Raw genomic sequence first — 24,242 nt, forward strand, 5'->3', positions numbered from 1 at the left:
ATCATGGCCGTATGCGCCCGGAGAACTGGCACCTGACGGAAGACCTCGACGACTTCCTCGCCCGCGCGGGCCGCTTCCTGCGCTCCCGCCCCGCGCTGCACACCGTGCCGCTGTCGGTGACGGACGCGCTGCGCAGGCGCGGACCGCACGTCTACGGTGAGCGGCCGCCGCTCTTCGGCACGCTGGCGACGCCGGACGGCACGGTCCGCGCGACCCTGCTGCACACCCCGCCGTTCCCCCTCAACGTCACCCCGCTCACGCGCGAGGAGGCCGACGCCCTGGCCGCCCGGCTGACGGACCTGGGGCACCGGGCCTGCGGCGTCTCCGCCGAGCAGGACACGGCGGAGGCCTTCGCACAGTCCTGGCGGCGCCGCACCGGCGCGCAGAGCGCCGTCCGTCAGCGGCAGCGCCTCCACCGCCTGACCGAGCTGGCCGTCCCGGAACCCCGGCCGCAGGGCCGGGCACGCGTGGCCGTCCCGGCGGACCGTGATCTCGTCGGCCGGTGGTGCGGGGAGTTCGCCCGGGAGGCCGGAGTGGGCATCGGCACGGCACCCGCCGAGTGGGCCGACGCCCGCATCGCCCACGGCGGTGTCACCCTCTGGGAGACCCCCGACGGCACGCCCGTCTCGCTGGCCGCGGTCACCCGGGAGAGCGCCGGCCAGGTCCGCATCGCCCCGGTCTACACCCCGCCCGCACTGCGGGGCCACGGATACGCCGGAGCGGTCACGGCGGAGGTGAGCCGCGTGGCCAGGGACTCCGGGGTCCCGGAGATCCTCCTCTTCACCGACCTGGCGAACCCGACGAGCAACGGCCTGTACCGGCGTATCGGCTACCGCGCGGTCGCGGACTTCACGGTGTGGGAGTTCGGGGACTGAGGGACGGGCCTCACGGCCACAGCAGCCCCCTGCTCCAGCCGAACTCCGTGCGGCGGTACTCCAGGCGTACGTGCTGCCTCTCGGGATGGCCCTGGAAGAACTCCACCGATTCCGGGTGGAGGCGGTACAGGGTCCAGGTGGGGGAGGGCTCGGTCGGGTTGCGGCGGGCCCGGGTCCAGGCCGTCTCCGAGGACTGCCGCAGCTCCTCCAGGGAGGACAGCTCCTCGCTCTGGCGTCCGGTCAGGGCCGCCGCGAGGGCGCCCGTGGAGCGGGCGTGCAGGTCCGCCTGGCTCTCCTCGGAAGGGGCGGATGTCACCGGGCCCCTGACCCGGACCTGCCGGCCCAGCACCGGCCAGTAGAAGGCGAGGGCCGCGCAGGGGTGGGCCCGCAACGCCCTGCCCTTGCGGCTCGTGTCGTGCGTGGCGAAGGACCAGCCGTCCGCGTCGGCGCCGTGCAGCATCACGATCCGCACGTCCGGCCACCCCTCCTCGTCCACCGTGGCCAGCGACATCGTGTGCGGCTCCGGCTGCCCGGCCCGCACGGCGTCCGCGAACCAGCTCGTGAACAGGGGCAACGGGGTGGGCGGCGCCGTCCGAGGGTCGAACGGGCGCAGGTCGGTGACGCCCGGGTCCCATACCCGCAGCGACCTCAGCAGTGCGTGGAGATCCGTTTCCATGTCCTGAGTATCACCACCGGCCGCGTCATCCGTTCGGCAGCCGTCCCGCGACGCACACGAGTGCTTCCGGGTGCGGGTGCGCCACCGGGCGGGGACGCTCGGAGCCACGGGCTTCGGGACTGATGGTGAGGGGCGATGATCGTTACGGTGGTGTCGATGCCGGAGGTGGCCGTCACCCGTACGGACCTCTCGCAGGCGCGGGAGCGGCTGGCCGAGGCCGCCTTCCTGGCCGTCGACATCGAGCTGCCGGCGGACGGGCCGGCGCCGGAGCCGCCGATCGCCGCCCAACTGGGCCTGGACGCCGACGAACTGGACTGGTTCGGGAGCAAGGACGAGCCGGCGCGGGCCGAGTTCCTGGGGGACCGGGCCGGTGTCGTCGTGCCCGTGGTGCACGAGGGCAGGGTCGACCATGTCCACGCGGTCGTGACCGAGCGGTTCCTGGTCACCGTGCACTGGGGACACGTCGGCCTGGCCGACGGCATCACCGCCGCGTTCCGGCACGAGCGGCCCACCGACAGCGTCGCCGCGTTCTTCCTCGTGCTCCAGGAGGCCCTGGACACCTTCCGCCGGGCCGCCGTACGGGCTCTGCTGGAGACCGAGGAACTCGAGGACGACATGTTCGAGGACCGGGAGCCCGAGCAGGTCCGCCGTCTGGCACTGCTGCGCCGGCGGTCCGCCGTGATGCACCACGCGCTGCTGCCCTACCTCCAGGTGATCGACACGATCCTCAGCCGGAGGATGATGAGCCCCACCTTCCCCGAGGCGCGGCAAAGGGCCGCCCAGGGGTTCCAGAGCGCCGGACGGCTGGTGCTCGCCGACATCGAGTCGCTCCAGGACGCCACCCGCCGGGCCATGGCCAGCTACTCGTCCCTCGTCGCGGGGGAGCAGAACGGCGTGATCAACCGGCTGGCCATCGTGTCGGTCATCTTTCTGCCGCTGTCGTTCCTGACCGGGTTCTTCGGCATGAACTTCACCTTCCTCACGGACGAGTTGGAGAGCAGAGCGGTCTTCTGGCTGCTCGCCATCGGGCTTCAGGTGGTCGTCGTGCTGGGCTCCTTCTACTTCCTGCACCGCACCCGCATCTGGCGCAGGATCCGCGACGACGACTAGCACCCACCGGCCCCAGCGGCCCGGGACCACCGGCCCCAGCGGCCCAGGGCCACCGGCCCCAGCGGCCCGGGACCACCGGCCCTAGCGGCCCAGGACCACCGTCCCCGAGGAGCAGAACCACCCCCCGGTGCCGGAAGCCACCCCCAGCCGCGGCAGCTCCCCGTCCCGCGCCCGCACCTGGCGGTCCCCGCCCTCCCCGCGCAGCTGCCGTACCGCCTCCACCAGCAGGAACAGCCCCCGCATCCCGGGGTGTTGGGCCGACAGGCCACCCCCGTCCGTGTTCACCGGCAGCTCCCCGTTCCGTACCAGCAGCCGCCCCTTCTCCACGAACGCCCCGCCCTCGCCCTTGGCGCAGAAGCCCAGGTCCTCCAGGGTGACCAGGGTCATGTAGGTGAAGGCGTCGTAGAGCTCCGCGAAGTCGATCTCCGAGGGGCGGACGCCGGCCCGCTCGAAGGCGAGGCGGCCGCTCACCGCCGCCGGTGAGACCGTGAAGTCGGGCCACTCGGACATCGTCGCGTGGGAGACGTGCTCGCCGGTGCCGAGGATCCAGACGGGGGCCGTACGGCAGTCCCGTACGTACTCCTCGGCCGCCAGCAGGACGGCCGCCCCGCCGTCCGAGCGGATGCAGCAGTGCAGCTTCGTGAAGGGGTCGGCGATCATCGGACCCGCCAGCACCTCGTCGACCGTGAGCGGCTCGCGGTACATCGCCCCGGGGTTCAGCGCCGCGTTCGCCCTGGCCTGGACCGCCACCTCGGCGAGCTGCTCGATCGTCGTGCCGTACTCGATCATGTGGCGTCGGGCGGCCATCGCGTACTTGGCGATCAGCGTGTGGCCGTAGGGCACCTCGAACTGCAACGGACCCCGCGCGCCGAAGGAGAGCTCGCCCGTGCGGCGGCCAGCCCTGATGTCCGCCCGCGCGGTCGAGCCGTACACCAGCAGGACCGCGTTCGCGTGGCCCCGCGCGATCGCGTCCGCCGCGTGCGCCGCCATGACCTCCCAGGTCGAGCCGCCGACCGAGGTGGAGTCCACCCAGGTGGGGCGCAGGCCCAGGTACTCGGCGACCTCGACGGGGGCCAGGGTGCCGAGGCCGGCGGAGGCGAAGCCGTCGAGGACGCGGCGGTCCAGACCCGAGTCGGCGAGGGCCCGGCGGGCGGCCTGGGCGTGCAGGGCGAACGGCGTCGCGTCGTCCACGCGCCCGCAGTCGGACAGGGCCGCGCCGACCACGGCGACCTTCCGGTTCCCGCGACTCATGAGCAGGCTCCTCCCTCTGGGCATCTTGTTCCCGCCCCCCTAATATGACGCCCCGTCAGATATGGAGGGAAGGCCCATGGACGCGCGCCTCACCGCCGAGCAGGACGAGATCCGCCGGGCCCTGCGCGAGCTGCTGCACAAGCGCTGCGGCTCACCGGAGCTGCGGGCCGCCGTCGACAGCCCGGCCGGCTACGACCCCCTCCTGTGGTCCGCCCTCGCCGAGCAGCTCGGCCTGCCGGGCCTCGCCCTGCCCGAGCGGTACGGCGGGGTCGGCTGCTCGGTCACCGAACTGGCCCTCGCCTGCGAGGAGACCGGCCGGGTGCCGGCCCCCACCCCGCTGCTCGCCACCGCCGTCCTCGCCGCCCCGCTGATCCTCGCCCTGGGCACGGAGGCCCAGCGCGCCGGGCTGCTGCCCCGCCTGGCCGCCGGCACCCTCACCGCCGCCCTCGCCGTCCCCGGCCCCGCCCTCACCACGGCTCTAGCCCTGACCTGCGACAACGGCGGATTCTCCGCCGGGGGCGGGCGGGCCGGCGGGGTGCAGGCCCGGCGCGCGGAGAACGGCTGGCAGCTGTACGGGCAGGTCGACCAGGTGCTCGACGGGCACAGCGCGGGGCTGCTGATCGTCGCCGCGCACACCGGGGGGTTCGCCCGGTCGCGGACGTGCCTGTTCCTGGTGGCGGGGGACGCCGAGGGGGTCGTACGGGAGCGGCAGACCGCGCTCGACGCCACCCGGCCGCAAGGGCGGGTGCAACTGCGGGACGTGCGGGCCGAGTTGCTGGGCGAGGAGGACGCCGACGCGCTCCCCGCCCTCGCCGGCCTCGGGGACGGCCTCGCCGTCGTGCTGGCCTGCGAGGCCGTGGGGGCGGCCGACCGGGTGCTGGAGCGGACCGTGGAGTACGTCGGACAGCGCGAGCAGTTCGGGCGGCCCGTCGGATCCTTCCAGGCCGTCAAGCACCGGCTGGCGGACGTGTACGTGGGCGTGCAGGCGGCGCGGTCGGCCGCGTACTACGCCGCTTGGGCCGGCGCGCACGCCTCGGGCGACGCGCACGCCTCGGGCGGCGCGGGCGGCACCGGCGGGCCGGTCGGCGGGCTCGCGCTCGCGCAGGCGCTGGAGGCGCTGCGGTGCGCCGCCGCCGAGGCCGTCCAGCTGCACGGCGGGATCGGCTTCACCTGGGAGCACGACGCACACCTGTACTTCAAGCGGGCCGCCGGGGACGAGCTGCTCTTCGGACCGGCGCACCGGCTGCGGGACCGGGCCGCCGAGTCGGCCGGGCTGTTCGCGGGCGCGGAGGTGACCGTCTGATGGCCGCCGCCCTCGGTGTCCGGCTGGTGCAGAAGGTGTCGTCCACCCGGGCGTTCGCGAAGGTAGCCCCGCATGTGATCCCGGTCCTGGACCGGGCCGTGCACCGGTTGACCCGGGGCCGGTACCTGCTCAGCACCCAGATGCTGCCCGGCGTGATCCTCACCTCCACCGGCGCCCGCAGCGGGCTGCCCCGCCGCACCCCGCTGGCCTGCATGCCCGAGGAGGACGGCAAGGGCTGGCTGCTCGTCGGCTCCAACTTCGGCCGGACCGGACACCCGGCCTGGACGCACAACCTCCTGGCCCACCCGGACGCCTCGATCAGCTGGAAGGGGCGGGACGTCCCGGTCACCGCCCGGCTGCTGACGGGGGAGGAGCGGGCGGCGGCCTGGCGGGCGGTCCTCGCGTTCTGGCCGCCGTACGCCGCGTACCAGGACCGGGTGGAGCGGGAGATCCGTCTGTTCCGGATCACCGCAGCGCCCGGAAGGGGCGCGGGGCCGCGTCCGAGCCGCGGCTGACACCGCGTGGGCGCGAACCGCCGCGACGCGCCCGCGGACGGCCGGCGTCGCGCTGCCACACCGCACTCGGCGGCCACCCACCGATCAGCCGCGTGAACAACGCTTCAGGTCAATACACCTAGATCGTCGCCAGGCGCTCCGCCAGGAGAAACGCGCCGATCCCCAGCATCGCCGCCCCCGACGTCCGGGTCACCGCCCGGGCCGCCGTGGGCCGCGCGGCGAGCAGCGCGCGGGCCAGGACGCCGACCGTCAGATAGACGGCCGCGCAGCACGCCATGTGGAGCAGGCCGAGGGCCGCCGTCTGCACCGGGACGGGCAGGTGGGCGCCGCGCAGGGTGAGGAACTGGGGGAGGACGGAGAGGTACAGCAGCAGGCCCTTGGGGTTCAGGCCGCTGATCGTGGCACCGCGCAGGAACAGCCGCCCTTCCGGGGCGCACGCCCCGTCCGCGGCCCCCGGGATCGCCGGGCGCCGCAGCACCCCCCACCCGAGCCACAGCAGATACCCGGCACCGGCCACCGTCAGGACGTCGAGCAGCTGTGGCGAACCCGCCACCAGGACCGCGAGCCCGGCCGTCGCCAGCCCGGTGTGCAGGGCGTAGCCGCAGACCAGGCCCGCGACCGCGCGCGGCACGGAGGCCCCGCGCAGGGCGGTGGCGATGACATACGCCCAGTCGGCACCCGGTACACACACCAGCAGCAGATCCAGGCCGAGGAAGGAGAGAAGCAGTCCCGAGTCCATGGGGGCGACATTAGGCTTGAATGGCCCGAAGGTGTTCCCGAAGTTTGCTCACCATCCCCGGCGGTGGGGGAGAATCTTCCCCATGGACGACGTGGACCGGAAAATCCTTGCCGAGCTGCAGCAGGACGGGCGGCTGACCGTGACCGAGCTGGCCGCCCGGGTGCGCCTGAGCGTCTCGCCCTGCCACCGCCGGCTGCGCGAGCTGGAGCGCTCCGGCGCCATCCAGGGCTACCGGGCCGTGGTGGACGCGGCGGCCCTCGGGCTGACCTTCGAGGCGCTGGTCTTCGTGTCCATGCGGCAGGAGGACCGGGACACCGTCGCCGAGTTCGAGCGGGCGGTCAGCGAGCTGGAGCACGTACTGGACGCCCAGCGGCTGTTCGGCGAGCCCGACTACCTGCTGCGGGTCGCCACCGCCGACCTCGCCGCCTTCCAGCGGCTCTACGACGAGCGGCTCGCCACCCTGCCGGGCGTGCAGCGGCTGACGTCGACGCTGGTGATGAAGCACGTGGTGCAGGACCGGCCACTGCCCGCATAGCAGCGCAGGCGGTGGCTCACCGGGGTGAACCACCGCCTGCCAGACAGGACTTGGGGTCTTGAAAAAGCTGGGAAGAGCCGGCCGGAGCCGGGGAAGGAGGCCGCCGCGCTACTTGCTCGGCTTCTTGCCGGTCACGCCCAGGTGCACCAACAGGGCCAGATTGGACCTGAGTTCGGCTTGCTTCACGCCCCAGGACGAGAAACCCTTCTGGTGCGCCGCCACCGCCGCGAGCATCGCGACCAGCGAGCCGGCCACCGCCGCCGGGTTCACGTCCTTGTCGACCCTGCCCTTGGACTGCAGTTCGGTGATGGAGTCCGCGAGGGAGTTGTTCACCGAGTTCAGGATCTTCATGCGGAGCTTGTAGAACCGCTTGTCGCCCTCGGCCGCCCCGAGGTCGACCACGCGCAGGATCGCGTCGTTCTTCCGCCAGAACTCCAGGAAGCCGTCGACCAGTTCCTGCGCGGTCTGCCAGCCCGACTTCCCGGCCCAGCTGCGGCCCGCCAGCAGCTCGGTCAACCCGGCTCCCTCGGCGGCCATTTGCTCGGCGATCTCCAGGACGGCGCCTTCGACGTCCGGGAAGTACTGGTAAAAGGTCGCGGGCGAAGTGCCCGCCTTCCGGGCGACATCGATGACCTTGACGTCCCGGTAGGGGGAGGAGCTGAGCATCTCGCTGAGGCAGTCGAGCAGCTTCTGCCGGGTCGCCTGCCCACGCCGACCGGCCACGCGGCCGTCGACGGTACGCACTTGTCCTGTCATGCCGTCAGCTTACCGAGGGGTGATCGGAGCGCGATTCGGCCGACTGCAAATGGGGTGCACGGGTGCTCTGGGAGTGGTGTGCCTGGTCTGCGGGGTGCGTGCGGCCCGGTTACTTTGACGGCATGGCCGAAAACAGGGCATCCGGGAACGAAGAGGCATACGCGGAGGGCGTCCCCTGCTGGGTGGACGCCGAGCTTCCCGACGTCGAGGCGGGCAAGCGGTTCTACGGCGAGCTCTTCGGGTGGACCTTCGAGGACGCGTACGGCTCCTCCGTGTGGGCCCTGCTGGCAGGGCGGCCCGTCGCCTCGCTGGCCCCCAAGACCGACGGCCGTATGCCCACCGTCTGGACCGTCTCCTTCGCCACCCCCGACGCCACGGCCCTCGGCCGGCGGATCATCGCGGCCGGCGGGCAGGTGGTCATGGCGCCGTTCCCGGTGGGCGACCTCGGCGTCGCCGCCCTGGCCACCGACACCGAGGGCGCGGTCTTCGGGCTGTGGCAGCCGGGCACCCACCCGGGCTTCGGCCGGCGGCACGAGCCCGGCGCCTTCGTCTGGGCCGAGCTGTACACCCGGGACACCGCCGCCGCCAACACCTTCTACGGCGGCCTCTTCCACGACGCCCTGTTCGGCGCCGACGCCGAGCCCGACTTCGGGCGCGCGGCCGTCACCGAGATCTTCCCGGCCGAGATGCCCCCGCACTTCGTCACTCACTTCCGGGTCACCGATCTGGACGACGCGCTCGGGGCGGTGCAGCGGCTGGACGGGCGGGTTCAGGTGCCACCCTTCGAGACGTCGTACGGACGAGTGGCCGTCGTCACCGACAATCAGGGGGCGTCCTTCGCACTGCTCCAACGCTGATCCGTCCATTTTGGGGGGATTGGGCATGAGACACCCCGAGTGTCACCCGGTTCGCAACCAGCGGCCGGGCCAGGAAGAATCGGGGTGCGTGCCACCAGGGCGGTGCGGTGGTGAGACGCTGCACTTCGGTCGCGTACATATGTGGGTGGCGCGGCTCGTACGGGGAGGTGGCAGGCAAGTGGTGGATCAGCTGACGCAGCACGATCCGCGGCGGATCGGGCCGTTCGAGGTGCTGGGCCGGCTGGGCGCCGGCGGCATGGGGCTGGTCTATCTCGCGCGCTCGGCGTCCGGCCGGCGCGTGGCGATCAAGACGGTGCGCACCGAGCTGGCCGAGGACCAGCTGTTCCGGGTCCGCTTCACCCGCGAGGTGGAGGCGGCCCGCGCGGTCTCCGGTTTCTACACGGCCGCCGTGGTCGACGCCGACCCGCGCGCCGCCGTGCCCTGGCTGGCCACGGCCTACGTCCCCGCGCCCTCCCTCGAGGAGATAGTGAACGAGTGCGGGCCCCTCCCGGCCCAGGCCGTGCGCTGGCTCGCGGCGGGCGTCGCCGAGGCCCTGCAGTCCATCCACGGCGCGGGCCTGGTCCACCGCGACCTCAAGCCGTCCAACGTGCTCGTGGTCGAGGACGGCCCCCGGGTGATCGACTTCGGTATCGCGTCGGGCGTCTCGAACACGCGCCTGACCATGACCAACGTCGCCGTCGGCACCCCCGCCTACATGTCCCCGGAGCAGGCCAAGGACTCCCGCAGCGTCACCGGCGCCAGCGACGTCTTCTCGCTCGGCTCCATGCTGGTCTTCGCGGCCACCGGTCACCCGCCGTTCCACGGCGCCAACCCGGTCGAGACCGTCTTCATGCTGCTCCGCGAGGGCCCGGACCTCGCCGGCCTCCCGGACGAGCTGCGCCCGCTGATCGAGCTCTGCATGCAGATGGAGGCCCCGGGCCGCCCCTCCCCGGCCGACCTCCAGGCACAGCTCGCCCCCCACCTGTTCGGCTCCGGCTCCGACGACAGCGGCACCGCCTCCGCCTGGCTGCCCGAGAAGGCCGTCGCCCTCATCGAGTCCCGCCGCGGCGGGCGCCCCGCCGCCAAGCCGGCCGCGGCCCCGACCGGCGGCCCCCGCAGCGGCGGCCGGGCGGCCGTGCCCCCGCCGCCGTCGTACGACCCCGTCGTCGCCCCCGCCCCGGTGGCCGCGCCCGACACCGGCCCGGTCCGGCTGGCCGGCGCGGCGGTGCCCATCGGCCCCGGCCCCCGGGTCGCCGACGCCCGCGCCGCCGCCGTCAAGGCGCCCCCTCCGGAGGCCGGCCTGGTCGCCAGCTGGTCCCGCCCGCGCCCCGGCCTGGCCGGCGCCGACCCCGCCGTGCCGGCCGCCCCGCCGGTGCCCCCGGAGCCCGCGAACGGCTGGCGCCCCTGGCGGTTCCGCATGTCCAACGACGTCTGGGGCACCCCCGCCGTCGACGGCGACCTGGTCTACGTCACCTCCTTCGAGGTGCACGCCCTGGACGTGGCCTCCGGCCGCCGCCGCTTCAAGACCCGGGACGTGGCCTGGTCCATGGCGGTCGCCGACGGCCGGATCCACGCCTCCGACGGTCCCACCCTGTTCGCCCTGGACGCCCGCGAGGGCACCGACCTGTGGCGGCTGTCCACGGACGCCTGGGTCTACTCCCTCCAGGCCGACCACGGCACGGTCGTCACCGGCACCCGTGGCGGCGGCGTCCAGGCATGGGAGGCCGCCGGCGGGCAGAAGCTGTGGGAGATCACCGGCTGCCAGACCGACTTCGAGTCCCCCGAGGCCGGCCCCGTCGTCCACGACGGCACCGTCTACGTCTGGCAGGACGCCCGGCTGCGCGCCCTGGAGGCCCGCACCGGCGACGAGCGCTGGTCGTACCCCATCGGCGACGCGGCCTCCTGCGGCGGCGTACCCGTCCGCCTCGCCCCGGCCGACGACGGCTACGTCTACGTCTCCGCGGGCACCCGCGTCCTCGCCATCGAGGCGGTCAGCGGCATGGTGCGCTGGCACTTCGAGGCCCCGGCGGTCTTCCTGTGCCCGCCGGCCTTCGTGCCGGGCCCGGCCGTCACCGGCGGCGGCGTCTACCTCGCCGACTACCTCGGCACGGTCTACGCCCTCGACGCCACCGACGGCCGCGACCGCTGGCGCATCGCCACCGAGGCCCGCTCCTCCATCGAGCCGGTCCTGGTCGCCGCGGGGCACGTCCACGTCGGCAGCGGCAAGGGCCTGTACACGCTGGACGCGGTCACCGGCACGCCCAAGTGGCGCTTCCAGGCGGGCGGTGACGTGGTGGGCGCCCCCGCCGTGGCCGAGGGCCGCATCCACTTCGGCTCCACCGACCACCTCCTGTACACCCTCAAGTCCGACGACGGCCGGCTGCGCTGGAAGCTCGCCACCGGCGGCGAGATCACCGGCTCGCCGGTGGTCAAGGACGGCGTGGTGTACGCGTGCAGCAAGGACCGGTGCGTGTACGCGCTGGACGCGGAGAAGGGGACGGGCACGGCGCGGACGGCGTGAACGGCGCCCTGGGCGAGGCCGCGCGGGGCCGCGTGCCGCGTGCTGACTGAAGGTCGTGCCGCGTGCTTCGTCACGGCCGTGCCGCGTGCTGCGTGACGGCCGTCGTACCGGTGTACACGGAAGGGCTCCGGACGGCGGCCGTCCCAGGGCTGACGCTACCCCCGGTGCCGGACACCCGCCATGGGATGCGGCCGGTGGTGGGTAGGGTGGCGTCATGCCCATGTCGACACGGACGCGCACGCTCAGGTTCACGGCCGTACTGACCTTCGTGGTCCTCGGCCTGACCGGTTTCTCCTCCGGCCGGCACCACAGCCGCCACAGCGGCTCGGGCGGCGGGGGCTGCAGCAGTTCCCATCAGGACCACGACTCCTCGTCCTCGTCCACCTCGGGCGGCAGCTCGTACGACGACGACAGCAGCGGGACGAGCGGCAGCGGCGGCGGGGGCACCTACCGTCGCCGGCCCACCTACCGGTCCACCCCCACCTCGCCCTCCGCCACGAGCGGCAACGGCGCGCTGGGATACGGCACCGTGAAGCTGGTGAGCTGCGCCACCGAGAAGAAGCCCTACGCGACGGTCGAGGTCACCAACCCGTCCGACCACAAGGGCAGGTTCACGGCGCGGGTCAACTTCGTGGACGCCGACGACATCACGATCTCCTTCGGCAGCACGGACGTGTCGGTGCCCGCCAAGGGCACGAGGACCGTCAAGGTGCAGTTCGGCGAGGACTACGACATCGGCACCCTCGACCACTGCGAGGCCCAGCCCGACGCCTACCCCGTGCGCTGAGGCCCGTCACCGTGAGCTGAGGCCCCTCACCGCACCCGGAACTCCCGGCGGCGCCCCGCGAACAGCTCCGCCTGGCGCTCGGCGGGCAGATTGCCGAGGGCGATGAGGTGCGGGGCCTGGGCGAACGCCTGGGCCGGCCCCGCCTCCCGGGCCGCCCACAACGCCCGTACGGTCCCCTGCACCCCCTCCGCCGGATACCCGGCGATGACGGCGGCACAGCGCACGGCACCCGCCAACGCGCCGCCCTCTTCCGTCACTTCGGAGACGAGCCCGATCTCGTGGGCCCGCCGGGCGGAGATCCGCTCGGCGGTCCCCATGAGCATCATCCGGGCGGCCTCCCCGTACGGCATCCGCGCGGCCATCAGCGCGGACTCGTAGGCGCTGACCATGCCGTACGTCGTGTGCGGATCGAAGAACACGGCCGTCGGATCGGCGACGACGAACTCGCACTCCCCGAGCAGATAGAACGCACCCCCGCACGCCATCCCCCGCACGGCGGCGATCACGGGCTTCCACAGATCGTTCGCCTTCGGCCCGGCCGACAGCAGCGGATCGTCCTGCATGTACGGCGACGACGGCTGCGGTACGACGACGTCCCGGTCGATTCCGGTGCAGAACGCCCGCTCGCCGTGCCCCGTGAGCACGACGGCCCGCACGGAGTCGTCGGCCCGCAACCCCCGCCACACGGCGATCAGTTGCTCCACCGTCTCCAGATCGATCGAGTTGAGCCGTTCCGGCCGGTCGAGGGTGACGACGGCGACGCCGCTCTCCTTGTCGACGTCGAGCCGGACGGCGCTCATGTCGCCGGCACCCACTGCGGCACCCCGTCGGAGAAGACGACGTGCACCCGGGCCCCGATCCGGACCCGGTTCAGGTCCAGCGAGTCGAGCGGGGCACCGGCCCGGGCCACCAGATTCCCCACGAGCCGGATCCGCGGCGCGTCCTCCAGTTCCACGACGACCACGTTGTACGGCGCCTGCGCCGCGTAGTCGGGCAGCAGCGGCGGATGCGGCACGACGTACGACCACACGCGCCCGCGCCCCGACACCGGCCGCCACTCGGCCGCGAAGGACTGGCAGTGCGGGCAGCAGGGCCGGGGCGGGAACCGCGGCTCGGCGCAGCCCCCGCAGACCTGGACGCGCAGCTCACCCCGGGCGGCGTACTCCCAGAAGGGGGCGCCGTCGGCGTCGGTGACCGGACTCAGCATCGCGGATCAACTCCTCAGCAGCAGAGCGGAGGTGGGCACTCCCTCACCGGCGGTGACGAGACAGGTGGCGGCGCCGGGCACCTGGGCGGTACTCGTCCCGCGCAGCTGCTTCACGCCCTCGTTGATGAGGTTGAAGCCGTGCACATAGGCCTCGCTGAGCCCGCCGCCACCGGTGTTGAGGGGCAGCCGCCCCCCGATCTCCAGGGCCCCGTGTTCCGTGAACGCCCCGCCCTCGCCCCTGCCGCAGAAGCCGTACCCCTCCAGGGACAGCGGGATGAGGGCGGTGAAGGCGTCGTAGATCTGGGCCACGTCCACGTCGTCAGGGGTGAAGTCGGCGTGCTTCCACAGGTGCCGGGCGGCGGTCCAGGCGGGTCCGGTGAGCGGGTCGTCGTTCCAGTAGTTGACCATGCCGTGGTGCTGGGCGGGCAGCCCCTGCGCCGCGGAGTGGACGTACACGGGTGCGCGGCGGCAGTCCCGCGCCCGCTCCCTGCCGACGATCACGCACGCGAGGGCGCCGTCCGTCTCCAGGCAGTTGTCGAAGAGGCACAGCGGCTCGCTGATCCACCGGGAGGTCATGTACATCTCCCGGGTCAGCGGCCGTTCGTACATCACCGCCGCCGGATTCTGATTGGCGCGGTTCCGGCAGGCGAGGGCGACGTTGAACAGGTGATCGCGGGTGGCGCCGTACTCGTGCATGTAGCGGCGCGTGAGCATGGCTATCTCGTCCGCGGGCCGGAGCAGCCCGAAGGGCCGGGTCCACTGGCCCGGGGTGGGCAGCTGCACGGCCGTGCTGGTCCACGGCCGGGGCCCCGACCCGCGTTTGCGCGACCGCCAGGCGACACCGACGGTGGCCTGCCCCGAGGCGATGGCGGCGGCGAGATGGGCGACGGTGGCACAGGACCCGCCGCCCCCGTACCCCACCTTGCTGAAGAAGGTCAGATCACCGAAGCCGACGGCCTTCGCCAGCTCCACCTCGTCGGTCTCCTCCATGGTGTAGGAGGCGAGCCCGTCGACCTCGCCCGGTGCGACGCCGGCGTCGTCCAGCGCGGCCAGCACGGCTCGGCAGGCGAGCGTCTTCTCGTCCTCCGGGAGGTGCTTGGCGAAGGCCGTCTGTCCTATCCCGACGATGGCGGTGGCGTCCTTCAGTCCGGTTCCTGCCATGACCGTCCCCCTCTCCTGACAGAACGTCAGGTTACAGCTAATCTGACGGTCAGTCAGCTACGCCGTACAGGGGGCCTGCGATGAGCGACTGGGAGACCATCCCCGACCTGGTCCGATGGTCGGCCGAGCGGTACGCGGACACCGAGGCCGTGGTCGAGGGGCGCACGAGGATCACGTACGCCGGACTGGGCGCCCGGGTGGAGCGCGCGGCGGCGGCCTGCCTCGCGAGCGGCGTGCGCACCGGCGACCGGGTCGCGGTCTGGGCACCCAACTCCCTGGACTGGATCGTCGCGGCCCTGGGCGCGGTGACGGCGGGCGCGGTGCTGGTCCCCCTCAACACCCGCTTCAAGGGCGCGGAGGCGGCGGACGTACTGCGCCGCAGCGGCGCCCGGCTGTTGTTCGTGACGGGCACCTTCCTGGGCACGTCGTACGTGGCGTCCCTGCGCCGCGCGGCGGCCGAGGGAGCCCCGGCGGACGGCTCCCCTCTCCCCGCCCTGCCGGCCCTGAAGGAGGTGGTCGTCCTGTCGGACGACGCGCCCCCGGACTTCCGCACGTGGAAGGACTTCCTGGCGGGAGGCGAGGGGGTGCCGGCGGCCGAGGTGCACGCGCGCGCGGCGGAACTGGACGGGGGATCGACATCGGACATCATCTACACCTCGGGTACGACGGGCCGCCCCAAGGGCGCGGTGATCACCCACGCGCAGACGCTGCGGGCGTACGAGATCTGGACGGACCTGGCGGGCCTGCGCACCACGGACCGCTACCTGATCGTGAACCCCTTCTTCCACACCTTCGGCTACAAGGCCGGGGTGATCGCCTGCCTGATGCGCGGGGCGACGATGGTCCCGCAGCCGGTGTTCAACGTGGAGACGGCCCTGGCGAACATAGCCGCGGAACAGATCTCGGTCCTGCCCGGCCCGCCCACCCTGCACCAGTCGCTGCTGGACCACCCGTCCCGCGCCGCCCACGACCTCTCCGCCCTGCGCCTGGTGGTCACGGGTGCGGCGGTGGTCCCGCTGCGCCTGGTGGAACGCCTGCGCGGGGAACTGGGCGTGGAGACGGTCCTCACGGCCTACGGCCTCTCGGAGGCGAGCGGCATCGTCACGATGTGCCGCCGCGGCGACGACCCGTCGGTGATCGCCTCCACCTCGGGCCGGGCGATCCCCGGCACGGAGGTGCGGGTGGCGGACCCGACGGGCAGCCCGGTGCGCCCCGGTGAGACGGGGGAGGTGCTGGTCCGGGGCTTCAACGTGATGCGCGGCTACTACGACGACCCGGCGGCGACGGCCGAGACGGTGACCCCGGACGGCTGGCTGCACACGGGCGACGTGGGCGCCCTCGACGCGTCCGGCAACCTGCGCATCACGGACCGCATCAAGGACATGTTCATCGTCGGCGGCTTCAACGCCTACCCGGCGGAGATAGAGCAACTCCTCGGCGTCCACCCGGACGTGGCGGACGTGGCGGTGATCGGCATCCCCGACCCCCGCCTCGGCGAGGTCGGCAAGGCCTTCGTGGTCCGCCGCCCGGACGCGGTCCTCACAGCCGACGACCTGATCGCCTGGTCCCGCCGCGAGATGGCGAACTACAAGGTGCCGAGGTCGGTGGAATTCGTAGGGGAACTACCCCGGAACGCGAGCGGGAAGGTGGTGAAGGGGGTGCTGCGGGGACGGGCGTGAGCCCGGGCGACCTGGCCCCCCGTCGCCGAGCGGCCCAACGGCAACTTTCCAGCGCCCTCAGCGCAAATCAGCCCCAGCCGCCGCCCCGACCCACCCTCACCTCCCCACCCCACCCAGCGCTGCCAACGCGCCCCTCACCTCCGCGACCATCCCAGCAGGCCGGTGGAAGACGTCCTCCGCGGTGAAGCGGAGCAAGCTGCGGATCTCGGGACACTGGAGGAGCTGGTTGAAGCGGGCGATGTCGCGGCGGTGGGCGTCGCGGGTGCCGTGGTAGGCGTACCCCTCGATCTCGACGGCCAGCCCCTCGGCCCGGAACAGGAAGTCGAGGTAGCGGCGGCGGCCGTCCGCAATTGTTCGATAGGTTCGAACACTTTCCGCCGCAGAACGGCTTGGATCTTGCGCCCGGACACGCCTCGGCCGCGGCGGCTCCCCCTCGGCGCCGCCGCGGCCGGTCCCCGTCGGGATGGAGGTCTACTTGGCGTCCAGGTCCAGGGCGGGCGGGACGGGTGCGTGGTTCTCGAGCGTGATGATCTTGTCGTCGGCTGCCGGTGCGGGCGTCTGGACGTCCTGCTTCGTGGTCTCGGTGAGAGCCGGCGGCATGGGAGCGTGGTTCTCCATGGTGGTGACGTCTGTCGGCTGCTTCTCGATGCTGCTCATGTTCAGGCTTCCCCTGGGAGTGGTGTTCAAGAGAGTCAGGTGCCTCTGTCCGGCGGTTCCCCCGAGTATCGCCGGACAGAGGCGCATGCCAGGAGCCCACCCCCCGTGGGCTCGGAACGCTCCGGACGTCCCCCGACGCGTCGGACCGTTGCATGAACCTTGTCAGGCGGTCATAAACGTTTGATGAACGCCGTAGCCGGCCGGGGTCAGGGTGCTTCCATCGGCGCCAACAGGCGACGTACTTCGCAGGCCTCCGGCGCTCCGGATTGTTCCAGCAACAGCAGAGCCTCCTGCCAGCAGGCCCTTGCCCGGTCCGACTGGCCGAGCGCGTCAAGGCTCTTGCCCAGCGTGTTCAGCACATTGCCTCGGATCAGATCCCCGCCGATGAAGCCGATGGCCAGCGCTTGTTCGGCGTGCTGCGCCGCCTGAGCAGGGCGTCGGGCGGTCAGGTGGAGTTGGGCGATGCGGAAGTGAGTCGTCCCCTCCCACAGCCGTTGCCTGTTGCTTTTGAACATGTCGAGGGCGTCCGACAGTTGCACCAGGCCTTCGGAAGGACGTCCGGCTCGGATCAACGCGACGCCTAGCGCATAACGGCCGTTCGCGAGGCGCAAGGTCATGCCGAGTTGCTGGAAGATGTCGACGCCTTGCTGGGCCAGACTGACCGCTTCGGAGGGTCGGTTCATGCGCTCGTAGAGACGCGAGAGATTGCACAGCGAGTTGGCCTCGCCGGGTCTGTTGCCGTCCGCCCGGTAGCCGTCCCTGGCCGTGGTGAGGAACTTCTCAGCTTCTTCGTACCGGCCCTGGCTGAGGGAGATGATCCCCCGATCCGTGGATGCCCAGCTGATGGGAGCGGCATCGCCCGCTTCGGACGCGAGCGCGACGGCGCATCGAGCCTCCTCGTCCGCCTCGGAGTAGCGTCCGGCGGCCAGGTGGACATTGGAAAGCGCCGTGCGGGCACGGCCTTCTGCCCGCACGTCACCGTCCTCTTGCGCGGCGTCCCGCAGAGCCTTCGCCGCTGCTTCGTATTGCTTGGCGTTCGCTCCCGACTCCGCCAGATCCTTCGCGGCCCACAGCAGGTCGACGGCACGGCGGAGTCCGCTGCCGGTCACTTGCTGCCTGGCGCATGCCAGCACGCACTGCGCCTCCGCGAAGAGCCAGTCGAGGGCCTCCGACCGCCCCGGAAACGTGAGGCCCTTGTAGGACGTCGGCGTCAGATGAAGGACCGTCCGATCTCCGGGCCGTTCTATCGCGTATACGCCCACCGCCGTCGCCAGATAGAAATCCAGCAGCCGCGACAACGCCTCCGCCCGCTCTCCAGACGCCTCCTCGTCCCTCTCCGCACAGGCACGCGCGTAGAGTCGGACCAGGTCGTGGAAGCGGTACCGTCCTGGTGCCGCTGACTCCAGCAGAGACGTGTCGACCAGGGCCTCCAGCAGGTCCTCGGTCTCCTCCACCGCCACGTCCAGCACCGCTGCCGCTGCCGCCAGGGAGATGTCCGGGCCGTCGGCCAGGCCCAGCAGTCTGAAGGCGCGGGCCTGGGACGGTTCCAGTTGGCCGTAGCCCAGTTCGAAGGTGGCCTTGACCGCCAGGTCGCCGGCCTGGAGTTCGTCCAGGCGGCGGCGTTCGTCCGCGAGTTTCGCCGCGAGGACGGAGACCGTCCAGGTGCGGCGGGCCGCGAGGCGGGAGGCTGCGATGCGGATCGCCAGGGGGAGGAAGCCGCAGGCGGCGACCACGTCCAGGGCGGATTCGCGTTCCGCCGCCACCCGCTCCTCGCCGACGATCTTGGTGAAGAGGGCGAGGGCCTCCTCGGGGGACATCACGTCCAGGTCGACCAGGTGGGCGCCGGCGAGGTCGACCATGCGGACGCGGGAGGTCACCAGGGCCGCACAGCCCTCCGTGCCGGGCAGCAGCGGGCGTACCTGCGCCGCGTCCTTGGCGTTGTCCAGCAGGACCAGGACCCGGCGGCCGTCCAGGACCGAGCGGTACAGGGCCGCCCGCTCCTCCAGGGAGTCCGGGATCGCGGAGTCCGCGGTGCCCAGGGCGCGCAGGAAGGAGCCCAGCACCGTCTCCGGTTCGGCGGAGCGCGGTCCCGCGCCCTGCAGGTCGACGTACAGCTGGCCGTCGGGGAAGGCGGCGCGGGCCCGGTGCGCGACGTGGACCGCGAGGGTCGTCTTGCCGACGCCGCCGATGCCGGCCAGGGCCGAGACCGCCATCACCCGGCCCTCCGCCTCCGCCTCAGACGCCGAGGACAGCACCTCGCTCAGTTCGTGCACGAAGGAGGAGCGGCCGGTGAAGTCGGGCACTGACGCGGGAAGTTGGGCCGGGCGTACGGGGGTGGTGGAGGGTTCCGACGCGGGGGCCGAGGGTTCCGCCAGGGCCGGGTCCGCCCGGAGGATGCGCTGCTGGAGGTCCCGTAGGCCGGGACGCGGGTCCACGCCCAGTTCCTCCGCCAGCAGGCGGCGGGTGTCGGCGTAGACGGCCAGCGCCTCCGCCTGGCGGCCGCTGCGGTACAGCGCCAGCATCAGCAGTTCGCGCAGGCGCTCCCGCAGGGGGTGCGCCGCGGTGAGGGCGGTCAGTTCGGAGACGGCCTCCGCGTGGCAGCCCTGCTCCAGGTCCATGTCCAGGCGGGACTCCAGCAGGCCGAGGCGCCACTCCTCCAGGCGCACCCGCTGGGTCTCGGCGTACGGGCCGGGCACGCCTGCCAGGACCTCGCCGTCCCACAGGTCCAGCGCCTGGTTCAGCACCGTACGGGCCCGGCCGAGGTCGCCGCCTGCCCGCGCCTTGTCCGCCTGGGCGGCGAGGTCCTGCGCGACCGCCAGGTCGAGGGCGCCGTCGCGCAGCCCACGGACCGCGTAGCCGCCGGACTCGCTGGCCAGCACCCCGGGGTCCAGCACCTTGCGCAGGCGGGAGGCGTAGGTGCGGACCGCCGCCAGTGCCTGGGACGGCGGCTCGGGGCCCCAGAGGGCGTCGATGAGTTCCGCCGCGGTGGCCGTGCGGCCCTCGCGCAGCAGCAGGGCGGCCAGCAGGGCGCGCTGCTGTGGGGAGCCCGTGCCGATCTGCTCCTCGCCGCGCCAGGCCCGCACCGGACCGAGCACGCCGAACCGCAGCGCCTCCGGCTCCGTGACGGTCACGGAGTCGGGACGCCGCTGCTCAGGCACTCGCGGCCCACCGTCCATGCGTTCGTCCCCCTCGGCATCACGAACAACCCCGTCAGTTTGCCTTGTTCCGGCCGGTTCCGTCAGCCGTCGGAGACGCCGATCACAGGCCGGTGCATTTCAGTCCACAAACCCCTCACATCCTGTTCGCACGGCCGAGACAAGGACGGGACGCGGACGGGGGCGCGGACGAGACGCGGTCGGGACGCGGACGAGGCGCGGACGGGAGGCGCGCCAGGTGCCAACGAGAGACGCGAGTAGCTGACGGACCGTCAGATCGGCGCTACCGTGAGGCGCATGGAGACCACACAGTTCCCGCTGATCATCTCCGTCGACGACCACACCGTCGAACCCGCCACCGTGTGGCAGGACCGGCTGCCGAGGAGGTACCGGGACACCGGGCCCCGTGTCGTCCGCGCCCCGCTGAAGGAGATGTCCTTCCTCGGCGGGCGCTTCAGGCCCGTCATGGGCACTCCCGGCAGCGACGACGGTCCGGTCGGCGACTGGTGGGTCTACGAGGACCTGCGCCGCCCGCTCACCCGCCTCGACACCGCCGTCGGGTACGACAGGGACGAGATCCGGCTAGAGGTCATCACGTACGAGCAGATGCGGGCGGGGTCGTACGACGTGCCCGAGCGGCTCGCCGACATGGACGTCAACCACGTCCAGTCCGCCCTCTGCTTCCCCACCTTCCCGCGCTTTTGCGGGCAGACCTTCACCGAGGCCAGGGACCGGGAGCTCGCCCTGCTCTGCGTCCGCGCCTACAACGACTGGATGGTGGAGGAGTGGTGCGGGCCGGACGCCCGGGGCCGGCTGATACCGCTCACGCTCATCCCGCTGTGGGATCCGGAACTGGCGGCCCAGGAGGTGCGGCGCAACGCCGCGCGCGGTGTCCGGGCCGTCGCCTTCTCCGAGATACCGCCGTTCCTCGGGCTGCCGTCCGTGCACACCGACGACTGGGACCCGTTCCTCGCCGCCTGCGACGAGACGGGCACGGTCGTCGCCATGCACATCGGCTCCAGCAGCCGTATGCCCTCCACCTCCGCCGACGCACCGCCCGCCGTCGGCTCCACCATCACCTTCGCCAACTGCTGCTTCTCGATGGTGGACTGGCTGATGAGCGGGAAGTTCGAACGCTTCCCCGGCCTCAGGGTCATGTACGCCGAGGGGCAGATCGGGTGGATCCCGTACATCCTGGAGCGCGCGGACGTGGTGTGGGAGGAGAACCGGGGCTGGGGCGGGGTCGCCGACAAGGTGCTCCGGCCGCCGTCCGAGCTGTTCACCGAGCACGTCTACGGCTGCTTCTTCGACGACGCCTTCGGGCTGAAGAACCTCGACGCCATCGGGGTCGGCAACGTCCTGTACGAGACGGACTACCCGCACTCCGACTCGACCTGGCCGAAGTCCCGCGAGGTCGGCGAGGCGCAGATGGGGCATCTGCCTGCGGACACGGTGGAGCGGATCGTCCGGCGGAACGCCATCGAGCTGCTCGGGCTGACCGACGAAGGCCTCTGGAAGGGGTCCGCGTGAGTCTCGGCTACGGCATCCAGCTGCCCGTCCAGTCGCAGAGCACCCTGTACACGGAGGGCTGGGAGGCGGGCGCAGGACCGGAGGACCTGGTCGCCGTCGCGCGGGCCGTGGACCGGGCCGGGTTCGACTACCTGGCCGCCTGCGACCACGTGGCCATCCCGCGGCGGCTGGCACCGGCCATGAGCACGGTCTGGTACGACCCCGTCGCCACCCTCGCCCACCTGGCCGCCGTCACCGGGCGGACCCGGCTGCTCAGCCATGTGGCCGTCGTCGGGCTGCGGCATCCGCTGCTCACCGCCAAGCAGTACGCCACCCTCGACCATCTCTCCGGCGGACGGCTGGTCCTCGGGGTGGGGGCGGGGCACGTACGGGAGGAGTTCGAGGTCCTCGGGGTGGACTTCGAGCGGCGCGGGGCCGTGCTGGACGAGGTGATCGACGCCCTGCGGGCCGCCCTCGGGCCCGAGGAGTTCCCCGAGCACCACGGCAAGCTGTACGACTTCGCCGGCCTCGGCCAGCGTCCCCGGCCCGCCCAGCCGCGCGTCCCGCTCTGGGTCGGCGGCTCCTCGCCCGCGGCCGTGCGCCGGGCCGCGCTGAAGGGCGACGGCTGGCTGCCGCAGGGGGACCCGCGGGACCGGCTGCCCGCGCAGATCGCCCGGCTCGGAGAACTCCGGGAGAGGGAGCGGGTCGCGGGGCCCTTCACCGTCGGCGCCATCACCGAGCCGCTGTACGTCGGCCGGCCCGGCTGGGAGGTCGGCCGGCGCACGCTCAGCGGGGCGCCGGAGGAGATCGCCGAGTCGCTGCGGGCGTACCGGGCGATGGGTGTGGACCTGATCCAGGTGCGGTTCCGCAGCCGCGGCCGTACCGAACTGATCGAGCAGATCGGCCGGTTCGGGGCGGAGGTCGCGCCCCACCTGAACTGAGGAGGCTGTCATGGGCAAGCTGGACGGGCGGGTCGTCATCGTCACCGGGGCGGCGCGCGGGCAGGGCGAGCAGGAGGCGCGGCTCTTCCGGGCGGAGGGCGCGCGGGTGGCCGTCGCCGATGTGCTGGACGACCGGGGGGAGGCCCTGGCCAAGGAGATAGGCGCGCTGTACGTGCATCTCGACGTCGGCACCGAGGAGGGCTGGCGGGAGGCCGTCGGGGCGGTGAAACAGGCGTACGGGCGCATCGACGGGCTGGTGAACAACGCGGGCATCCTGCGATTCAACGCGCTGGTGGACACCCCGCTGGACGAGTTCATGCAGGTCGTGCAGGTCAATCAGGTCGGCTGCTTTCTGGGGATGAAGACCGTGGCGCCGGAGCTGGCGGACGGGGGCACGATCGTCAACACCGCGTCGTACACCGCCCTGACCGGCATGGCGGCCGTCGGCACGTACGCGGCCACCAAGCACGCCGTGCTCGGGCTGACGCGGGTCGCCGCGCTGGAGCTGGCGGGCCGGCGGATCCGGGTCAACGCCATCTGCCCGGGGGCCATCGACACCGCGATGGCCAATCCGGCCCGGCTGGACCCGGACACCGATCCGGAGGAGATGAGCCGGGCCCTGGACGAGCTGTACCGGGGGCTCGTGCCGCTCGGCCGGATCGGACAGCCGGAGGAGGTGGCCCGGCTGGCACTGTTCCTGACCTCGGAGGACTCGTCGTACATCACCGGGCAGCCGTTCGTGATCGACGGCGGGTGGCTGGCGGGGGTCAGCGTTATCTGACTGGCCGTCAGCTATTGACGGTCGCCGCGGCCGGTGCGACAGTCGGCCGACGGGCAATGTCTGACGGAGCGTCAGAAAATCTGGGACGGTGAACCGCTGTGGAATTCGGGCTCTTTGTACAGGGATACGTGGGCAAGCGCGCCGAGACCGACCCGCTGGCCGAGCACAAGGCACTGATGGAGGAGACCGAGTACGTCATCCAGGCGGACAAGTCCGGCTTCAAGTACGCCTGGGCCTCCGAGCACCACTTCCTGGAGGAGTACTCGCACCTGTCCGCCAACGACGTGTTCCTGGGGTACCTGGCGCACGCGACGGAGCGGATCCACCTGGGCTCCGGGATCTTCAACCCGCTGGCCCAGGTCAACCACCCGGTCAAGGTCGCCGAGAAGGTCGCCATGCTGGACCACCTCAGCGAGGGCCGCTTCGAGTTCGGCAGCGGGCGGGGCGCCGGATCGCACGAGATCCTCGGGTTCATACCGGGGGTGACCGACATGAACTACACGAAGGAGATCTGGGAGGAGACGATCGCCGAGTTCCCGAAGATGTGGCTCCAGGACGAGTACGTCGGCTTCCAGGGCAAGCACTGGCAGCTGCCGCCGCGCAAGGTCCTGCCCAAGCCGTACGGGAAGTCGCACCCGGCGATGTGGTACGCGGCCGGCTCCCCGCCCTCGTACGCCATGGCCGCGAAGAAGGGGCTCGGTGTCCTCGGCTTCAGCATCCAGAAGGTCTCCGACATGGAGTGGGTGCTGGAGCAGTACAAGACGGCGGTCGTGAACGCCGAGCCGGTGGGGGACTTCGTCAACGACAACGTGATGGTGACGACCACGGCGATCTGCGCGCCCACGCACGCCGAGGCGATCGACATCGCCGTGCACGGCGGGCTGCACTACCTGCCCTCATTGGTCTTCCGGTACCACGACACCTTCCCGCGGCCCGAGGGCTTCCCCGAGTGGCCGGAGACGCTGCCCGAGTACACACCCGAGTTCGTGGAGCTGCTCATCGAGGAGGAGCTGCTGATCTGCGGGGACCCGGACGAGGTGCTGCGGCAGTGCAAGCGCTGGGAGCAGGCGGGGGCCGACCAGCTGAGCTTCGGGCTGCCGGTGGGGGTGCCGAAGGAGGAGACGCTGCAGACCATCCGGCTGATCGGGGAGCAGGTGATTCCCAAGATCGACACGGATCCCGTGCACCGGACGTCGCGGTTCCGGCAGGCTGTCTGAGGAGGAGCCG

Annotated in this window: 22 protein-coding genes; 13 read left to right on the plus strand and 9 right to left on the minus strand. The window is 72.5% G+C overall.

Annotated elements, in window-relative coordinates; all coding sequences use genetic code 11:
- Window positions 1-11 precede the first annotated feature (11 nt).
- Window positions 12-875, plus strand: a complete 864-nt coding sequence (locus AB0N17_RS12685; protein ID WP_366011230.1) for a GNAT family N-acetyltransferase — start codon at window positions 12-14, stop codon at window positions 873-875.
- A 10-nt stretch (window positions 876-885) separates the two neighbouring features.
- Here AB0N17_RS12685 and AB0N17_RS12690 read toward each other — a convergent pair whose 3' ends face one another.
- Entirely contained in the window at window positions 886-1,551 is a 666-nt protein-coding gene (locus tag AB0N17_RS12690; protein WP_366011231.1) for a pyridoxal 5'-phosphate synthase, read from the minus strand.
- A 135-nt stretch (window positions 1,552-1,686) separates the two neighbouring features.
- Between AB0N17_RS12690 and AB0N17_RS12695 the strand changes: the two genes are divergently transcribed.
- Entirely contained in the window at window positions 1,687-2,661 is a 975-nt protein-coding gene (locus AB0N17_RS12695; RefSeq protein WP_366011232.1) for a CorA family divalent cation transporter, read from the plus strand.
- Between the two features lie 81 nt (window positions 2,662-2,742).
- On the opposite strand, the gene AB0N17_RS12700 is transcribed toward AB0N17_RS12695, so the two are convergent.
- Window positions 2,743-3,912, minus strand: coding sequence for an acetyl-CoA acetyltransferase (locus AB0N17_RS12700; RefSeq protein WP_366011233.1), 1,170 nt, complete (start codon window positions 3,910-3,912; stop codon window positions 2,743-2,745).
- A gap of 76 nt (window positions 3,913-3,988) precedes the next feature.
- Between AB0N17_RS12700 and AB0N17_RS12705 the strand changes: the two genes are divergently transcribed.
- Complete coding sequence (locus AB0N17_RS12705) at window positions 3,989-5,215, plus strand: acyl-CoA dehydrogenase family protein (RefSeq protein ID WP_366011234.1); 1,227 nt, start codon at window positions 3,989-3,991, stop codon at window positions 5,213-5,215.
- Window positions 5,215-5,730 (plus strand): nitroreductase family deazaflavin-dependent oxidoreductase, encoded by a 516-nt coding sequence (locus AB0N17_RS12710; protein WP_366011235.1) that lies wholly within the window; start codon window positions 5,215-5,217, stop codon window positions 5,728-5,730. The genes AB0N17_RS12705 and AB0N17_RS12710 overlap by 1 nt, the downstream gene beginning before the upstream one ends.
- Before the next feature lie 118 nt (window positions 5,731-5,848).
- Here AB0N17_RS12710 and AB0N17_RS12715 read toward each other — a convergent pair whose 3' ends face one another.
- Window positions 5,849-6,469: a LysE family translocator gene (locus AB0N17_RS12715; protein WP_366011236.1), complete on the minus strand. Its 621-nt coding sequence runs from the start codon at window positions 6,467-6,469 to the stop codon at window positions 5,849-5,851.
- 82 nt (window positions 6,470-6,551) lie between these two features.
- On the opposite strand from AB0N17_RS12715, the gene AB0N17_RS12720 reads away from it, so the two are divergent.
- Window positions 6,552-7,004 (plus strand): Lrp/AsnC family transcriptional regulator, encoded by a 453-nt coding sequence (locus AB0N17_RS12720; RefSeq protein ID WP_366011237.1) that lies wholly within the window; start codon window positions 6,552-6,554, stop codon window positions 7,002-7,004.
- Window positions 7,005-7,112: 108 nt separating this feature from the next.
- Here the strand turns inward: AB0N17_RS12720 and AB0N17_RS12725 are convergent, their stop codons facing one another.
- On the minus strand, window positions 7,113-7,748 hold the full coding sequence (locus AB0N17_RS12725) for a TetR family transcriptional regulator (protein ID WP_366011291.1): 636 nt from the start codon (window positions 7,746-7,748) through the stop codon (window positions 7,113-7,115).
- A 134-nt stretch (window positions 7,749-7,882) separates the two neighbouring features.
- On the opposite strand from AB0N17_RS12725, the gene AB0N17_RS12730 reads away from it, so the two are divergent.
- The 3 genes from AB0N17_RS12730 (at window position 7,883) to AB0N17_RS12740 (ending at window position 11,925) form a co-directional block, all read left to right on the plus strand.
- Entirely contained in the window at window positions 7,883-8,617 is a 735-nt protein-coding gene (locus AB0N17_RS12730) for a VOC family protein (RefSeq protein ID WP_366011238.1), read from the plus strand.
- 178 nt (window positions 8,618-8,795) lie between these two features.
- Window positions 8,796-11,138 carry a serine/threonine-protein kinase gene (locus AB0N17_RS12735; RefSeq protein ID WP_366011239.1) on the plus strand — a complete coding sequence of 781 codons (2,343 nt, stop codon included), beginning with the start codon at window positions 8,796-8,798 and terminating at the stop codon, window positions 11,136-11,138.
- 214 nt (window positions 11,139-11,352) lie between these two features.
- Window positions 11,353-11,925, plus strand: a complete 573-nt coding sequence (locus AB0N17_RS12740; RefSeq protein WP_366011240.1) for a hypothetical protein — start codon at window positions 11,353-11,355, stop codon at window positions 11,923-11,925.
- A 26-nt stretch (window positions 11,926-11,951) separates the two neighbouring features.
- Here AB0N17_RS12740 and AB0N17_RS12745 read toward each other — a convergent pair whose 3' ends face one another.
- From AB0N17_RS12745 to AB0N17_RS12755, 3 genes are read right to left on the minus strand one after another with little or no spacing between them, the layout of a single operon-like run.
- Window positions 11,952-12,725 carry an enoyl-CoA hydratase/isomerase family protein gene (locus tag AB0N17_RS12745; RefSeq protein ID WP_366011241.1) on the minus strand — a complete coding sequence of 258 codons (774 nt, stop codon included), beginning with the start codon at window positions 12,723-12,725 and terminating at the stop codon, window positions 11,952-11,954.
- Window positions 12,722-13,132 (minus strand): OB-fold domain-containing protein, encoded by a 411-nt coding sequence (locus AB0N17_RS12750; protein WP_366011242.1) that lies wholly within the window; start codon window positions 13,130-13,132, stop codon window positions 12,722-12,724. The genes AB0N17_RS12745 and AB0N17_RS12750 overlap by 4 nt, the downstream gene beginning before the upstream one ends.
- 6 nt (window positions 13,133-13,138) lie before the next feature.
- A complete protein-coding gene (locus tag AB0N17_RS12755) occupies window positions 13,139-14,293 on the minus strand; it encodes a lipid-transfer protein (protein ID WP_366011243.1) in 1,155 nt (384 codons plus the stop codon).
- Window positions 14,294-14,373: 80 nt separating this feature from the next.
- Between AB0N17_RS12755 and AB0N17_RS12760 the strand changes: the two genes are divergently transcribed.
- Window positions 14,374-15,972: a FadD3 family acyl-CoA ligase gene (locus AB0N17_RS12760; RefSeq protein ID WP_366011244.1), complete on the plus strand. Its 1,599-nt coding sequence runs from the start codon at window positions 14,374-14,376 to the stop codon at window positions 15,970-15,972.
- 471 nt (window positions 15,973-16,443) lie between these two features.
- On the opposite strand, the gene AB0N17_RS12765 is transcribed toward AB0N17_RS12760, so the two are convergent.
- Entirely contained in the window at window positions 16,444-16,629 is a 186-nt protein-coding gene (locus tag AB0N17_RS12765) for a sigma-like protein (protein WP_366011245.1), read from the minus strand.
- A gap of 206 nt (window positions 16,630-16,835) precedes the next feature.
- Window positions 16,836-19,805 (minus strand): BTAD domain-containing putative transcriptional regulator, encoded by a 2,970-nt coding sequence (locus AB0N17_RS12770; protein ID WP_366011246.1) that lies wholly within the window; start codon window positions 19,803-19,805, stop codon window positions 16,836-16,838.
- A 276-nt stretch (window positions 19,806-20,081) separates the two neighbouring features.
- On the opposite strand from AB0N17_RS12770, the gene AB0N17_RS12775 reads away from it, so the two are divergent.
- The 4 genes from AB0N17_RS12775 to AB0N17_RS12790 all read left to right on the plus strand — a co-directional run bounded on the left by AB0N17_RS12775 (window position 20,082) and on the right by AB0N17_RS12790 (window position 24,232).
- On the plus strand, window positions 20,082-21,314 hold the full coding sequence (locus AB0N17_RS12775) for an amidohydrolase family protein (RefSeq protein WP_366011247.1): 1,233 nt from the start codon (window positions 20,082-20,084) through the stop codon (window positions 21,312-21,314).
- Window positions 21,311-22,234 carry an LLM class F420-dependent oxidoreductase gene (locus tag AB0N17_RS12780; RefSeq protein ID WP_366011248.1) on the plus strand — a complete coding sequence of 308 codons (924 nt, stop codon included), beginning with the start codon at window positions 21,311-21,313 and terminating at the stop codon, window positions 22,232-22,234. Before AB0N17_RS12775 ends, AB0N17_RS12780 begins: the two co-directional genes overlap by 4 nt.
- Before the next feature lie 10 nt (window positions 22,235-22,244).
- Window positions 22,245-23,015, plus strand: coding sequence for an SDR family oxidoreductase (locus AB0N17_RS12785; RefSeq protein ID WP_366011249.1), 771 nt, complete (start codon window positions 22,245-22,247; stop codon window positions 23,013-23,015).
- Window positions 23,016-23,113: 98 nt separating this feature from the next.
- Window positions 23,114-24,232 carry an LLM class flavin-dependent oxidoreductase gene (locus tag AB0N17_RS12790; RefSeq protein ID WP_366011250.1) on the plus strand — a complete coding sequence of 373 codons (1,119 nt, stop codon included), beginning with the start codon at window positions 23,114-23,116 and terminating at the stop codon, window positions 24,230-24,232.
- Window positions 24,233-24,242: the final 10 nt, after the last annotated feature.

Source organism: Streptomyces sp. NPDC051133, from assembly GCF_040682635.1.
GTDB lineage: Bacteria > Actinomycetota > Actinomycetes > Streptomycetales > Streptomycetaceae > Streptomyces.

Excerpts from the sequence above, each read along its gene's own strand:
- AB0N17_RS12740 (WP_366011240.1), top strand. The coding sequence starts at position 11,353 with ATGCCCATGTCGACACGGACGCGCACGCTCAGGTTCACGGCCGTACTG.
- AB0N17_RS12720 (WP_366011237.1), top strand. The coding sequence starts at position 6,552 with ATGGACGACGTGGACCGGAAAATCCTTGCCGAGCTGCAGCAGGACGGG.
- AB0N17_RS12690 (WP_366011231.1), bottom strand. The coding sequence starts at position 1,551 with ATGGAAACGGATCTCCACGCACTGCTGAGGTCGCTGCGGGTATGGGAC.
- AB0N17_RS12730 (WP_366011238.1), top strand. The coding sequence starts at position 7,883 with ATGGCCGAAAACAGGGCATCCGGGAACGAAGAGGCATACGCGGAGGGC.
- AB0N17_RS12710 (WP_366011235.1), top strand. The coding sequence starts at position 5,215 with ATGGCCGCCGCCCTCGGTGTCCGGCTGGTGCAGAAGGTGTCGTCCACC.
- AB0N17_RS12785 (WP_366011249.1), top strand. The coding sequence starts at position 22,245 with ATGGGCAAGCTGGACGGGCGGGTCGTCATCGTCACCGGGGCGGCGCGC.
- AB0N17_RS12770 (WP_366011246.1), bottom strand. The coding sequence starts at position 19,805 with ATGGACGGTGGGCCGCGAGTGCCTGAGCAGCGGCGTCCCGACTCCGTG.
- AB0N17_RS12685 (WP_366011230.1), top strand. The coding sequence starts at position 12 with ATGCGCCCGGAGAACTGGCACCTGACGGAAGACCTCGACGACTTCCTC.
- AB0N17_RS12750 (WP_366011242.1), bottom strand. The coding sequence starts at position 13,132 with ATGCTGAGTCCGGTCACCGACGCCGACGGCGCCCCCTTCTGGGAGTAC.
- AB0N17_RS12745 (WP_366011241.1), bottom strand. The coding sequence starts at position 12,725 with ATGAGCGCCGTCCGGCTCGACGTCGACAAGGAGAGCGGCGTCGCCGTC.
- AB0N17_RS12775 (WP_366011247.1), top strand. The coding sequence starts at position 20,082 with ATGGAGACCACACAGTTCCCGCTGATCATCTCCGTCGACGACCACACC.
- AB0N17_RS12755 (WP_366011243.1), bottom strand. The coding sequence starts at position 14,293 with ATGGCAGGAACCGGACTGAAGGACGCCACCGCCATCGTCGGGATAGGA.
- AB0N17_RS12705 (WP_366011234.1), top strand. The coding sequence starts at position 3,989 with ATGGACGCGCGCCTCACCGCCGAGCAGGACGAGATCCGCCGGGCCCTG.
- AB0N17_RS12695 (WP_366011232.1), top strand. The coding sequence starts at position 1,687 with ATGATCGTTACGGTGGTGTCGATGCCGGAGGTGGCCGTCACCCGTACG.
- AB0N17_RS12765 (WP_366011245.1), bottom strand. The coding sequence starts at position 16,629 with ATGAGCAGCATCGAGAAGCAGCCGACAGACGTCACCACCATGGAGAAC.
- AB0N17_RS12715 (WP_366011236.1), bottom strand. The coding sequence starts at position 6,469 with ATGGACTCGGGACTGCTTCTCTCCTTCCTCGGCCTGGATCTGCTGCTG.
- AB0N17_RS12760 (WP_366011244.1), top strand. The coding sequence starts at position 14,374 with ATGAGCGACTGGGAGACCATCCCCGACCTGGTCCGATGGTCGGCCGAG.
- AB0N17_RS12700 (WP_366011233.1), bottom strand. The coding sequence starts at position 3,912 with ATGAGTCGCGGGAACCGGAAGGTCGCCGTGGTCGGCGCGGCCCTGTCC.